Here is a 14,339-nt window from a genome sequence, read left to right on the forward strand (position 1 = left end):
TACGCTCCCTGTTTTAATTCTCTTTAAGTTAAAACAATGAGCGTATTAGTTAAAGCAGCAAACTGTAAGTAATTATGTCAGTTACTCTTTAGTGCGTGCTTTTGGTTCAATGGTCGTTTTAGCGTCGGCGGCCATTAACGCAAATACAGCATAAGCAGCGGTGTTTTGACGAAGTTTAGCGGGTGTTACTTTATCAAGGGTGTCATCCGCTGTATGGTGGTAATCAAAGTAGTCAGTACCATCTTGTGCCAGTTCAAAAATAGGTGCAGAAACTGCATTTTTAAATGGGATGAGATCGGGTCCGCCTTTAGCTTCATTTTGGCCAATGTATTCAATATTTAATGGCGCAAGCTCTTTGGCAATCGCGCGCACTACTGGCAGTGAAGCTGCGTTTACATTTGATTCAAAGCCATAAACTACATCAGCACCAAAGTCAGACTCTGCAGCAGCCACAATGTTATTAAGCTCATTTTTATGCTTTGCAAAATACGCTTTTGCGCCCCAAAGGCCGAGTTCTTCAGCTGCAAAAAGCACAACACGAATACTGCGCTTAGGACGTTTTACATCACTAATATGCTTTGCTGCTGCCATGGTTAAGGTAACGCCAGCGCCATCATCTAGAGCGCCAGTACCTAAATCCCACGAATCTAAGTGCCCACCAATAAGTACATATTGCTCAGGGTTTTCAGTACCATTAAATTGGCCAATGACGTTATAACCAGTGCCCTCGCCTAGGTTTTCGGTTTGTACATTAATATTAACCGACACGTCTTTGTTTAATGCGACTAATCGTGCTATTTGGTCAGCATCAGGATTGGCAATAGTCACGTTAGGTATTTTAGTTATCCCTTCTTTATAATAGCTACCGCCGGTATGTGCAAAGCGATGGTGGCCAGTGCTAACTGAGCGCATCATATAGGCAACGGCGCCTTTTTTAGCTGCTTCAATTGCTCCAGTAGCACGGGCTTTTACCGCGGGGCCATAACCATTGCCGTCAATATCACGGTTCATACGGTAATTAATATAAGCAATTTTACCTTTTAAGCTATTCGCCGGTGCAGCTTTTAATTCGTCAAGGGTTTCGAATAAGACGACAGGTGCACTGATCCCCTCTTTGGGTGTACTAATGCTGTTACCCAGTGCTGTTAAATGCAGAGGTTGCTCGCTTGGAGTGAGTATTTTTCCGCTTTCGCTATAGCGACGCCATTCAGGGAAGGTTGCTTCTTCTAACCAGACTTTATCAAAGCCTAATTCATCAAACTTTGCTTTTGCCCAAGCAACGGCTTTCTTATCGTTTTCGGTGCCTGGTAGGCGCGGGCCTATTTCAGTGGTGAGTGATTCTAGTAATTGATAGCTTAAATCACTTTTAAGGGCGGTGGTGCGCACCTCATCTACTTGTTGTAGCTGTTTTGTAGTGAATTCACTGTTGTTGGCGCTTACCGTCATGCTGGTGGTAAATAGGAGTGCTGTGAGCAATTGTTTCATATTCAGAGAGCCTTTGTAATGATTAACACCATTAAAGCATGTAACAAACAGGATAAAAAATAGATGAGATGAGTAGGCTATTCAGTGGGTTCAAAAGTCAGTTCAAAAAAAAGCCCACCTCAAATTGAGGTGGGCTATGGTTTTTTAAAGTTTGTATTTAAAAGCTAAATTGCGCTGCTAAACGCACGTTTGTGCCTTCACCTACCGTCACGTTATTTAATCCACCACCGGCTAGGTAGTTTTTATCGAATAAGTTTTCAATGTTTAAACGCAGGTTAATATCTGTATTACTTACCTTAAGTGCGTAGGTTGCGCCAACATCAACACGCGTATATCCCTGTTTTGTTACTGTATTGGCATTATCGGCAAAACGTTCACCTTCATAAAAAGCGCCGGCATTAAAAGCAATGGCGTCGTTGAGTTCATAACGGGTCCAAAGTGAGGCGGACCACTTTGGCGCATCGGTTGGGCGCTTACCTTCTAATTCTTCATCTCGTTCATAGTTAGCATCTAAATACATGGTTGATGCCATAACAAATAAACGATCGGTAGCAGCACCTTGTGCAGAAAGTTCAAAGCCTTTATGGCGTTGTTCACCTGCTTGCGTGGTTATGCTGGTTATATCACCAATAGGATTAATCAGATTTTCGCTCACTAAGGTGCCTGTTTTACTAATATCAAATAGGGCGCCGCTGAGCATTAATCGATCATCAAACAGTTGCCATTTAACCCCAACTTCTCGTTGCTCAGAAGTAATGGCATCGAGTTTCATGCCATTATTAACATCATTTTCATTTTCTAATGTTTCGTTTTGCGGCTCAAATCCTTCCGAGTAACTTGCGTATACGGTTGCTGATGCATTTGGATGGTAAAGTACGCCGACCTTAGGTACGAACGATTCGTTATTGCTGTTTTCTTTACTTTGTTTATCGTAACGACCACCCAGTGATAGTTGCCATTTAGGCGAGAACGAAATCAAATCTTGGATATAAATCCCGTAGTAGTCGTAGGCAGATGAGCTAACAGTATCATCTGATTTGTAACTTATATTTGGGCGATTAGGCTCATTTTGACCGGCAGAAAAATTAATCGTATCAGCAGATGTGCGTAATTGGCCATAGTAATAATCCAGTGAATTAGCGCCTACAAGTAATTGATGATGCACACCCACGGTTTCAAATTCGCCAATAAAGTCGATAAAAGCAGTTTTAAACTGCCAATCATCAAAGCGATCGTAAGGGCGTGACTGATAACTATCGCCTTCGATAAAGTCACTTGGCTTACGTGGTGCTGACTCAAAACGCTGGCGTTCAAATGTTTGCTCGTTGTAGCCTAAATTTACGTGCCAGTTGTCGGTTAAAAACATCTTAAAATCAATGCCCATGTTTTCAACGGTGATGTCGGTAAAGGCCCAAGACATGTCATGAATTGTTTTATCGTTACCAATGATATTGGCATCATTATCGATCCAAGCACCCGTATCTAGACCTGCTTCGTCATCTGTACGGTCATAGTGAACACGTACTAAGGCATTATCGCTAATATCGTAATCAACCACTAATGCACCTAAAAAACGATCGCGTTCGCGGTTATCACCGTTTTGATACTCACGCCAATATTCAACATCTTGTTTTACTAATACGCCACGGGCACGTAAATCTTCAGCTTCAGTCAATGCGCCGCCAGCATCAAGCATAAAGCGAGTTGAGCCATGTTGATCGACATCGGCACTGGCATTAAATAACGTTTGTGTGGTTGGCTTTTTGGTCACCATATTTACTAAGCCGCCAGGGCCCGATTGGCCGTACAAAATACTCGATGGTCCTTTAATTACTTCAACTTGCTCTAAAATTTCAATGGGTTGTTGATAGTGCGACCAATGCTGGTGGCCATCACGCAGGTAGCCGGTTGATGAACTTAACTCAAAACCACGTAAGTTAAATACTTCACGATTACGTTGCTTAGATCCTGGCGTTAAACTCGCATCGTTACTTAGTACTTCACCTAAGGTGGTTGCTAGTTGCTCATTTACAATTGTATCTGTAATAACAGTGACTGATTGTGCGGTATCGAGTAATGAGGTTGAGGTTCTCATTGCGCCACTGGCATTATCTACTTTGTAGTCGTTGAAGTAACTGCCTTTTACTTCAATGCGCTCTATATTTGCGGTGTTAGCGAATACATTTGCAGAGGTACTGGCTAAAAGTGCGATAAAAAGTGGGTTAAGTTTCATTAGTAGCTTCCGGCTTAGAGTTATTAGAATAGTAAAACGCCGCAGATCTTAATGAAAATAACTATCATTTGCAATATCTTTATTTGCACTTTTTATCGTGCGTTGTTAATGGTTGCTAATTGTTAAATCTGCTATTATTAGCCGCATATTTATTGAGACTTTTCTCAAGTTATTTTTTTGCTATGGAATTTACTGTGACCGCAACTGCTTTTTCATCGTTGGCCTTACCTTCTGGGTTAGTTGATAATTTATCAACACTCGGCTACACCCAAATGACTCCTGTACAGGCACAAAGCCTGCCTCCTGTTTTAAGTGGTAAAGATATTATTGCCCAAGCTAAAACAGGCTCAGGTAAAACAGCGGCATTTAGTCTGGGCGTTTTAGCCAAGCTGAATGTTAAGCGCTTTCGTATTCAGTCGTTAGTGCTGTGCCCAACCCGTGAGCTTGCAGAGCAGGTAGCGGTTGAAATGCGTAAATTAGCACGCGGTATTCATAATATTAAAATTTTAACTTTGTGTGGCGGGGTATCAATTGGTCCTCAAATTGGCTCACTTGAACATGGTGCGCATATTATTGTAGGTACACCAGGGCGAGTTGACGACCATATTCGTAAAGGTACATTGCGCTTAGATGATGTTGAAACGCTGGTACTTGATGAAGCTGACCAAATGCTTGATATGGGTTTTCAAGACACCCTCGATGCCATAATTGAGTGTATTCCAACAAATCGTCAAACATTGTTATTTAGCGCGACTTTTCCAAAATCAATAGAAGCCATTGCAAAGCGTGTTCTGAGCAACCCTGAAATGATTAAAGTAGAAGAGCAGCAAGAAAAAAGCACTATCAAGCAATACTTCTATAAAATGGATAATAATAAGCAACGTTATCCAACCCTTAAATTACTATTACTTAAATTTACCCCACAAAGTTGTGTGGTGTTTTGTAATACCAAGGTAGAAACACAGCAAGTATGTGATGATTTAGCCGATGAAGGCTTCAGCGCTGTTGCATTACATGGCGATTTAGAGCAGCGTGACCGTGAGCGTACACTGATTCATTTTGCCAATAAGAGTGCGTCTATTTTAGTGGCAACCGATGTAGCAGCACGCGGCTTAGATATTGATGATATGGACATGGTAATTAACTATCACTTAGCGCATGATCCACAAACGCATGTTCACCGTGTAGGGCGTACCGGGCGAGCGGGCAAAAAAGGCATTGCGTGTTCTATTTACGGTGATGCTGAGCAATTTAAAGTAGCGCAAATTGGTGACCACTATGAGCGTGATTTTACCCCTGAGCCAATGCCATCTTATAACCTATTAGATAAGCCTCCATACAAACCTGAAATGGTGACCTTGATGATAGATGCGGGTAAAAAGCAAAAAGTGCGCGCGGGTGATATCTTAGGGGCATTAACCGGGAAAGATGGTATAGCAGGGCGCCAAGTGGGTAAAATTAATGTACTTGATAACGTGGCTTTTGTCGCGGTAGAGCGTAACTCATCTAAACCCGCGTTACGTAAATTAACCGAAGGCAATATTAAAGGGCGTAAAATCCGTGCTCGTCGCCTGACGCGCTAGTTTTACATTTTAAGATGAGCAGCTCGCCTTGAGTTGCTCATATTCCATTTTTAATTGTTTAAACACTTCATTATCACCCCCTTGTTTGTCTGGATGATGCTGAACGGCTAGTTGTCGCCAGCGCTTTTGTAATGTTTTTAAGGTAATTGGTTGTACTAATTGCCAGCGAGCGATTAATTGCTGATGTTGCTGAGCACTTAAAGGCGCTTCATGTTGTTTAGGCTTACTGAAACGTTGCCAAAAGCTATCTAATAATGCGTTAATTTCTGCTGTTGATGTTTCAAAGTTTTGCCAGTTTAAGTAGTAGTCACGCAGCGGATCGTTTGGGTGAAGTTGGTTTTGGCGAGGGTCGCTCACCAGTTCAATATGTAAACTTTTAATCAGTAGCTGCTGTTTTGGCATAACTTGCTGCTGTAACTGATAAAGTGCATTCATAATTAAAAAATTACGTTTAAATAAATCACGCCCAGGATCAGCTGCTAAGGTATCAAGTAGCCCACGTTCTTTTAGTTCCGATGCTAAAGTATGAACCATCCACACTTTATTATTGATTAATAGTTCAAAAATCTCATCTATCAGTGGGTTAAGCATTGTTTACAATCTATTAATTGGTGTATCTTGAACAAATTATCATACACCTAAGTAACATTAAACCCCAAGGAGTGGGCGTGAATGCCTGTTTTATATTGGTCTAAATTAGATGTTTACATATTGTTTGGGTGTCATTTTATTATGGCTAGCAAGGATTAAAGGATATTTTTATGCTGACTCGGTTAAAGCGCATCTGCTTTATTGGTCTTTTGGTTGTACTGAGTGGTGCATCAAACGACGCTTTATCCAATGAGCAGACAAGTTTGTTTGAGCAGTTCGATCTTGAGCAAACATGGACTAAAAAGCACCGCCTTGCAACAGACATATTAGCTAACCCTGATCTTCCAAATTTACAACGCGTGACCATTTACAGTGACTTAGCGGAGCTGGCGTTTACACAGAGTGATTTAGCTAATGCACTAAAGTATTTTAAATTACTAGAGGCGAATAGCACCCTTAAAGAACAGCCAAAACTTTATTTTCGTGCAATTAAAATGCGAGGCGTGGTGCTTTATTATCAAGGGTTAGTGCAACAAGCGGTCGTTGATTATAATCGCGCGTTAAACATTGCCATTACCCTTAAAAGCCCGATTAAACAGGCTAACTTACTCAGTAATATTGGGCTCGCTTACTTTGATATGTATAACATGGAGCTAGCCCTCGATTATTATCAGCAAGCCAAAGTCATTTATGAAAAAGAGGGGAGCGCACAAGATAAAGCCGATATATTACATAATATCGCCGGTATTTATATTCGTCTCTCTCGGTATGAGTCCGCGCTTGAGATGTATCGTGAGGTTTTAAAAGTTTTTCAAGAGCTTGGTGATGACGATGGCGTTGCACAGGTATACGGTAACATGGGTGTGGCGTACACTGAATCGAGGCAGTACCAGTTAGCGTTGCATTACAACCAATTAGCTTTGCGCTACTATCAAAGTGTTAATAACGCCTTTCAGCTTTCGACTAAGCACACCAATTTAGCCACAATTAATCTTAAATTAAATAAATTTGATGTCGCGTTATATCATGCTAATGCAGGGCAACAGTTTGCACTTGAGGCTGATAATAAGTCTTTACTAGCGGCTGCCTTACATGTGTTATCGACTGTTCAATTTGTGCAAGGCGATACAGAAAATGCTAAAGAAACCTCAGAGCGTTCAATTACGCTTGCCAAAGAGTATAATAATGGCATGCGCATAAAAGACGGTTTGGGGGTTGAAGCGCTTATCCATGCTAGCTTAGGGGATTATGAAAAAGCGTTAAGTTTGCATCAACAGTATGTTGATTATCAGCGCAGTGTTAATACCGAAGAAGCCTCAAAAGCGGTCAGTCAATTTCAAATTCAGTTTGAATCAAATCAGCTAAACCAAGAAATTAAACAATTAAAACAGCAACAATACTTACAAGAATTACAAATAGCTAAACGTTCACAGCTGACGTTCTTATTGGTGATTGTTGCCATATTGATTTTAATTACAGTAATTGCTGTTTATAAACGCCGAACAGAAAAACAAGCGAAGTTAAAGCTGAGTGAGCAAGTTGAACAGCGCACCAAAGAGCTGCAAAGTGTGGCGCAAGAACTGCGTGAAGCTAACGAGGTTAAAAGCCAGTTTTTAGCGAATATAAGCCATGAAATTAGAACGCCATTAACCGCTATTTTGGCGCAAACTGACGATCTTATTAGTGGTCAGTATAAGGCTGAGCAATTACAAGATGAGCTTAGGGTAATACAACGACAAAGTGAGCATTTAAGAAGCCTGATTAATGATGTGCTTGATTTAAGTAAAATCGAAGCAAACAGGCTAGAACTTAACATTAGCTGTTTTGATATGGTGCGATTGATCAACGATGTTCATGCTATGTTTTCTCCACAAACTAAAGCGAAAGGCTTGTCACTGATATTAGAGAGTCAGTTAGGTGATACCTATTTTACGCGGCTAGATTTAACTCGAGTAAAACAAATACTTATTAATTTATGCGCCAATGCCATTAAGTTTACTCATAAGGGGCACGTAACAATTGCTGTTAGCAAAACGGATCAAGGGCTGCTCTTTTGTATTCAAGATACCGGAATTGGTATGAGCTCCTCACAGCTTAAGCTTATTTTTGAATGCTTTAGTCAAGCAGATAACAGCATTAGCCGACGTTTTGGCGGTACCGGTTTGGGCTTGAGTTTGTCGCAGCAGTTAGCAGCGATGATGGGTGGCTATATTAGCGTGCAGAGTGAGTTTAAAAAGGGCAGTGAGTTTTCGTTCTATTTGCCTTGTATACAAGTTGAAGAGCAAGTTTGCCACGATGATATGCAGGCTAAATCGGCTGCAGGGCATAGGTTGTTATCCGGTAAGGTGGTGCTTGCTGAGGATCACAGTGATAACCGCAAACTGATCAGTCGTTATTTACACTCCCTAGGACTTGAAGTGATTGCCGTTGAAAATGGTGAGCAAGCCGTAGAGCAAAGTTTAAAACTGTATCCGGATTTGGTGCTTTTAGATATTCAAATGCCCGTTATGGATGGTATTTCTGCGTTTGAACTACTCAAACAATGTGGCTATGAGCAGCCTATTTTAGCGTTAACGGCCAATGCCATGAGCCACGAGATTGACCACTACTTATCACTTGGTTTTAGCGATTATTTAGCAAAACCAATAGACAAAGAATCTTTTTACACTGTTTTAGCTAAATACTTAAGCTCAGCAAATGAGGATTCATCGACAGAAAGTATCCATGTAGATATGAGTGATTTAGTAGCGAGTTTTAAACAAAGCCTGATTACAGAAAGTGAGCTAATTGAACAGCATTTTAAAGTTGGAGATTATAAATCGCTGCAAAAAGATAGCCACCGAGTTTTAGGTGCGGCACAAATGTTTGAGTTTAAAGAAATAGCATTAGTGGCAAAAGCACTAGATGATGAATTACTTCAGTCACAAATTAACACTCAAAAGTTAACAACATTAGTAAATGACTTGCTGGTACTGCTTAAGCAATACGGATAAGCTGATTTACTCTAAAAATAAAAAAGACACCATCTGGTGTCTTTTTTATTTAAAAACGTTTATTTAACCAGCGTTCAGATTACTGACGTTTCATCGAATCAAAAAACTCATCGTTGGTTTTACTCATCGATAGTTTATCGATTAAAAATTCCATGGCATCAATTTCTGACATGTCATGGACTATCTTACGTAAAATCCACAGCTTTTGGAGCTCATCAGGCTTAGTAAGTAATTCTTCACGACGCGTACCAGAACGGTTAAAGTCGATAGCTGGGAATACACGTTTTTCCGCAATTTTACGGTTAAGGTGTAGTTCCATGTTACCCGTACCCTTAAACTCTTCGTAGATAACTTCATCCATTTTAGAGCCGGTATCAATAAGCGCAGTCGCAATAATTGTTAAGCTACCGCCTTCTTCAACGTTACGTGCAGCACCAAAGAAACGTTTAGGCTTATGTAATGCATTAGCATCTACACCACCGGTCAATACTTTACCTGATGATGGAATAACGGTGTTGTAAGCACGTGCTAAACGTGTGATTGAATCAAGTAAAATCACCACGTCTTTTTTGTGTTCAACTAAGCGCTTTGCTTTTTCGATAACCATTTCAGCAACCTGTACATGGCGAGATGCTGGTTCATCGAATGTTGATGCAATAACTTCACCTTTTACTAGGCGTTGCATCTCAGTCACTTCTTCCGGACGTTCATCAATAAGTAAAACCATTAATGTAACATCAGGGTGGTTATGTGTGATTGATTGCGCAATATTTTGTAGCAACATGGTTTTACCCGCTTTTGGCGGTGCTACTAATAAACCACGTTGGCCGCGGCCAATGGGTGACGCTAAATCAAGAACTCGTGCGGTAATATCTTCTTTACTGCCGTTACCACGTTCCATACGAAAACGTTCGTTTGCATGTAGTGGTGTCAGGTTTTCAAAAAGGATTTTAGTGCGAGAGTTTTCAGGTTTATCAAAATTAACTTCGTTTACTTTAAGTAAAGCAAAGTAACGCTCACCATCTTTTGGCGGACGAATAAGACCTGAAATAGAGTCGCCAGTACGCATACTAAAACGGCGAATTTGGCTTGGAGATACATAAATATCATCTGGGCCAGCTAAGTAAGAAGCTTCTGATGATCTTAAAAAGCCAAAACCATCTTGCAAAATTTCTAATACACCACCGCCGAAGATATTCTCTCCGCCTTTGGCGTGGGATTTAAGAATAGCAAAAATAATGTCTTGCTTTCTTAAGCGGGCTACGTTTTCGAGCCCCATGGACTCAGCTAAGTTTACAAGCTCTTTTATAGACTTGTCTTTTAATTCGCGTAAATGCATATTGGTGGGTTCTTTATTACAGTTGTCATACTCAAAATCGCTTTATTAGATCGTTGAGTGAGGTTTGTTGAATATAACTAAGGATTAGTTGGCTTTATAAACTAGCAGGTCATTACTGCAGCGTCCAGTACTTCTGTAAAATAAATAATAAAAAAAGGGCTGAGCGCCCTTTTTTTATAAATTTACACTTAGATGTTGTTTTCTAAAAACTCAACTAATTGTGTTTTTGATAGTGCGCCTACTTTAGTTGCAGCCACTTGACCATCTTTGAAAAGTAGTAGTGTAGGAATACCACGAATACCAAATTTAGGTGGAGTACCTGCGTTTTGGTCAATGTTTAATTTAGTAATCGTTACACGGCCATCAAATTCCTCAGCAACTTCGCTTAGAATTGGGGCGATCATTTTACACGGTCCGCACCATTCAGCCCAAAAGTCTACTAGTACAGGTTTGTCTGATTGTAATACGTCAGCTTCAAAGCTATCGTCGGTAATTTGGATTATTTTCTCGCTCATTGCGCTCTCCGGTTTAGTTAGGCGAAATATTTAGTGCGTATTTAAACACTCTTGTTTCTTATTGCAAGTTTAAACGTTATGCTTAAACGCTATGACTAAGACACATTTGACCGATAAAAAGTTTTCAGACTTTGCTATTGCACCGGAAGTGGTTGCCGGGTTAACCGAAAGTGGGTTTGAATATTGCACACCCATTCAAGCTAAATGCCTACCGTTTATTTGTGAAGGGCGCGATATTGCGGGCCAAGCACAAACAGGTACAGGCAAAACGTTGGCGTTTTTAACCGCCACATGCCACCGGTTATTACAATCTAGCAAAGCACCTAGTAAACATCCAAGAGCCCTGATCATGGCCCCAACTCGGGAGCTTGCGATTCAGATACACAAAGATGCAAAAATTTTAGCGCCGCACTGTAATCTTAACTTAGGTTTAGTATATGGTGGCGAAGATTACGAAAAACAACGTGCACAACTAGAAAAAGGCGTTGATATTTTAATTGGTACTACAGGTCGCCTAATAGATCTGTACAAGCAAGGCTGTTACACCCTTAATGAAATTGAGGTAGTCGTGCTAGATGAAGCCGATCGTATGTTCGATTTAGGCTTTATTAAAGATATCCGTTATATGTTCCGTCGTATGCCGGATACATCAGAACGTTTAAACTTATTATTCTCTGCCACACTGTCGTATCGTGTACAAGAGCTTGCATTTGAACACATGACAAACCCAGAGCATGTGCAAATAGAACCCGATGTAAAAACGGGTAAGCGTATTCAAGAAGAGCTATTTCATCCTTCACAAGAAGATAAAATTAAGCTGTTGTTAACCTTGATTGAAGAAGAATGGCCTGAGAAAGCCATTGTTTTTGCAAATACCAAACACAGCTGTGAAACTGTGTATGCATGGTTAAAAGCAGATGGACATCGAGTGGGTATGCTCACCGGTGATGTAAACCAAAAGAAACGTCAATCAATACTCGCGCAATTTAGTAAAGGCGAGCTAGACTTTTTAGTGGCTACCGATGTTGCTGCGCGTGGTTTACATATTCCAGAAGTAAGTCATGTATTTAACTTTGACTTACCTGATGATTGCGAAGATTACGTTCACCGTATTGGTCGTACAGCTCGTGCAGGCGCTTCGGGTCATGCAATTAGCTTTGCGTGTGAGCAGTATGCTTATAACCTTCATGAAATTGAAGAGTACATCGAGCACAGCATCCCTTTATCGCATTACGATAAAAGTGCATTGCTAGATGATTTGACTAAGCCGACTATTCACAGAAAACGTAATTTTTCTACCGGTCCACGTAATCGTAGTAATAACAACGGACGTCGCCCAAATAATGGTTACCAAAAAGGACGGTCTTAACCGACCGTTAGTTTGATAGTATTCGTAACTAGAGGTTTTTGAACGGTGGGGCAACTTAAACCGCAAAAAAATGTATATGCAGTCATTGATTTGGGCTCAAATAGCTTTCATATGCTTATTGCCAAATCAGTGGCGGGTGGCTTGCAAACAATAGGTCGCGTCAAACGCAAAGTAAGACTCGCCGCTGGGCTTGATGATAATAATCTATTGAGCTTAGAGGCTATGCAACGAGGCTGGGAGTGTTTGGCCTTGTTTGCGGAACGTTTGCAAGATATTCCCAAGAAAAACATCACCATTGTTGCCACTGCAACACTTCGTTTAGCAACCAACGCCGACGACTTTAAATTACGTGCTGAAAAAATATTAGGCCATAAAGTTAATGTTATTAGTGGTGAGCTAGAAGCGCGAACTATTTACAAAGGAGTTGCGCACACTTCTTCATGTGCGGGCAAACAGCTAGTTATTGATATTGGTGGTGCGAGTACTGAAGTGGTAATTGGTCAAGGCTTTGAAGCACGTCACTATAAAAGTCTTAATATAGGGTGTGTAACTTACCTTGAACGCTACTTTAAAGATTGCCAGTTAAATGAAGCGAACTTTAATACTGCTATTAAAGCCGCGCGTACTGTTATTGATGAAATAGCGCCTGAGTATAAAACGGCTGGTTGGCAACTTGCCTCTGGTGCGTCAGGGACCGTACAAGCTATTCAAGAAATCATGGTGGCACAAAATTTAAATGAAATGCTCACCCTTGAAAAGCTATACACCATTAAGCAACAATCTATTGCTTATGAGACTATAGCTGAACTCGACTTGCCAGGGTTAAGTGAAGAGCGACGTTTAGTGTTTGTATCTGGGCTGGCTATCTTAATTGCACTGTTTGAGTCACTAGAAATAGAACAAATGGGATTGGCGGGTGGCGCGCTTCGTGAAGGTGTTTTATATAGCATGCTACCGGAACTGCATAATAACGACATTCGTCAACGTACGATTGATGGTTTTATGAATCGTTATCATGTGGATCAAAAGCAAGCATCGCGAGTATCCGGCTTAGCTTTACAATTAGCTAGCGAGGTTAATCACTATTGGCCGATAGAAGCATTAAGTGGATTACCGCTTTTAAATGCCGTGGCGCAACTTCATGAGATTGGTTTATTAATAGAGTACAAGCAATACCACAAACATACCGCTTACATTTTAGAAAATACCGATATGCCAGGTTTTTCGCAATCAGAACACAAAGTGATCGTTGCGATTGCCAACAGCCATCGTTCAGACCTTCAAAAAGGATGTTTAGATCATTTAGGTGCGCACAGTAACGTTGCAACGTATATCGTTCGACTATTACGTGTTGCCGTTATTTTATCTATGCGCCGCCAAGATGATGTCTTGCCCAACTTTAAGATAACAGCTGAAAATGAAGAGTTAGCTATTCAATTTGAAAGCGATTGGTTAAAAAATCACCCACTAATGGCAAGTGAGCTAAATCAAGAGATTAAGTATCAGAAAAAATGTGGTTGGAAACTTAAAGTAAACTAGTCAAACCGCTCTTTACCACAGTTTTTAGTGGTTAAAATGAGCGTTTAGTTGTAATTTTGTTCGAACAGTCATTTATTTCAAGTTTTCTTCAAAAAAGGGTTGATCTGTTTTCGGATCTCCCTATAATGCGACCCCACTGAGACGGCAGAGCGCAACGCATAGCGAGGCACGAGCTACTTAGTGAGTCGAGTAAAACTTAGTTTCGAAAACTTTCAAGTTTAAAAAAATTAAGTGTTGACAAAAAAATAGGAAAGCGTAGTATGCGCAGCCCTAGCGAGATAAAGTTAAACGCTTTAATCGCAACGTTCTTTAACAATATAAAGCAATCATCTGTGTGGGCACTCGTACAGATTGAGTTCTAACAGCCAAGCTATTTAGGTAGTGAGGCAAACAAATTTAGAGTCTCAATTGAAACTGAGTGACCAACAGAATAGTTACTTAGGTAATTATTCAGCACAGTCAATTCAATATCGAAAGATATTAAATAAATTCAGAATTCATTGAGCTGTCGAAAGACATAAAACTTTTTAATTGAAGAGTTTGATCATGGCTCAGATTGAACGCTGGCGGCAGGCCTAACACATGCAAGTCGAGCGGTAACATTTCTAGCTTGCTAGAAGATGACGAGCGGCGGACGGGTGAGTAATGCTTGGGAACATGCCTTGAGGTGGGGGACAACAGTTGGAAACGAC

Annotated in this window: 9 protein-coding genes and 1 rRNA gene (1 of these 10 running past the window's edge); 5 read left to right on the top strand and 5 right to left on the bottom strand. The window is 40.7% G+C overall.

The genetic code is table 11. The features are described 5' to 3' along the window. Positions 1–81: 81 nt before the first annotated feature. A complete protein-coding gene (locus L641_RS0111755) occupies positions 82–1,485 on the bottom strand; it encodes a M28 family peptidase (protein WP_024601992.1) in 1,404 nt (467 codons plus the stop codon). Positions 1,486–1,642: 157 nt separating this feature from the next. Further along, on the bottom strand, positions 1,643–3,718 hold the full coding sequence (locus L641_RS0111765) for a TonB-dependent receptor (RefSeq protein WP_024601993.1): 2,076 nt from the start codon (positions 3,716–3,718) through the stop codon (positions 1,643–1,645). Between the two features lie 194 nt (positions 3,719–3,912). Here L641_RS0111765 and dbpA point away from each other — a divergent pair, with 194 nt between their 5' ends. Next, complete coding sequence (gene dbpA / locus L641_RS0111770; protein WP_024601994.1) at positions 3,913–5,301, top strand: ATP-dependent RNA helicase DbpA; 1,389 nt, start codon at positions 3,913–3,915, stop codon at positions 5,299–5,301. A gap of 9 nt (positions 5,302–5,310) precedes the next feature. On the opposite strand, the gene L641_RS0111775 is transcribed toward dbpA, so the two are convergent. After that, positions 5,311–5,892, bottom strand: a complete 582-nt coding sequence (locus tag L641_RS0111775) for a DNA-J related domain-containing protein (RefSeq protein WP_024601995.1) — start codon at positions 5,890–5,892, stop codon at positions 5,311–5,313. Between the two features lie 170 nt (positions 5,893–6,062). Here L641_RS0111775 and L641_RS0111780 point away from each other — a divergent pair, with 170 nt between their 5' ends. Then, positions 6,063–8,885 carry a tetratricopeptide repeat protein gene (locus L641_RS0111780; protein ID WP_024601996.1) on the top strand — a complete coding sequence of 941 codons (2,823 nt, stop codon included), beginning with the start codon at positions 6,063–6,065 and terminating at the stop codon, positions 8,883–8,885. Between the two features lie 79 nt (positions 8,886–8,964). On the opposite strand, the gene rho is transcribed toward L641_RS0111780, so the two are convergent. Next, positions 8,965–10,224: a transcription termination factor Rho gene (gene rho, locus L641_RS0111785; RefSeq protein ID WP_013463749.1), complete on the bottom strand. Its 1,260-nt coding sequence runs from the start codon at positions 10,222–10,224 to the stop codon at positions 8,965–8,967. A gap of 188 nt (positions 10,225–10,412) precedes the next feature. Beyond that, positions 10,413–10,739 carry a thioredoxin TrxA gene (gene trxA, locus L641_RS0111790; RefSeq protein WP_013463750.1) on the bottom strand — a complete coding sequence of 109 codons (327 nt, stop codon included), beginning with the start codon at positions 10,737–10,739 and terminating at the stop codon, positions 10,413–10,415. A 91-nt stretch (positions 10,740–10,830) separates the two neighbouring features. Here trxA and rhlB point away from each other — a divergent pair, with 91 nt between their 5' ends. The 3 genes from rhlB to L641_RS22325 form a co-directional block, all read left to right on the top strand. After that, a complete protein-coding gene (gene rhlB / locus L641_RS0111795) occupies positions 10,831–12,108 on the top strand; it encodes an ATP-dependent RNA helicase RhlB (protein ID WP_010392673.1) in 1,278 nt (425 codons plus the stop codon). 45 nt (positions 12,109–12,153) lie between these two features. Then, positions 12,154–13,647 (top strand): guanosine-5'-triphosphate,3'-diphosphate diphosphatase, encoded by a 1,494-nt coding sequence (gene gppA, locus L641_RS0111800; protein ID WP_024601997.1) that lies wholly within the window; start codon positions 12,154–12,156, stop codon positions 13,645–13,647. Positions 13,648–14,175: 528 nt separating this feature from the next. Beyond that, positions 14,176–14,339 (top strand): 16S ribosomal RNA (locus L641_RS22325) (it continues 1,370 nt past the right edge of the window).

The sequence above is a fragment of the Pseudoalteromonas sp. TB41 genome, from assembly GCF_000497975.1.
Taxonomy (GTDB): Bacteria; Pseudomonadota; Gammaproteobacteria; order Enterobacterales; family Alteromonadaceae; genus Pseudoalteromonas; species Pseudoalteromonas tetraodonis.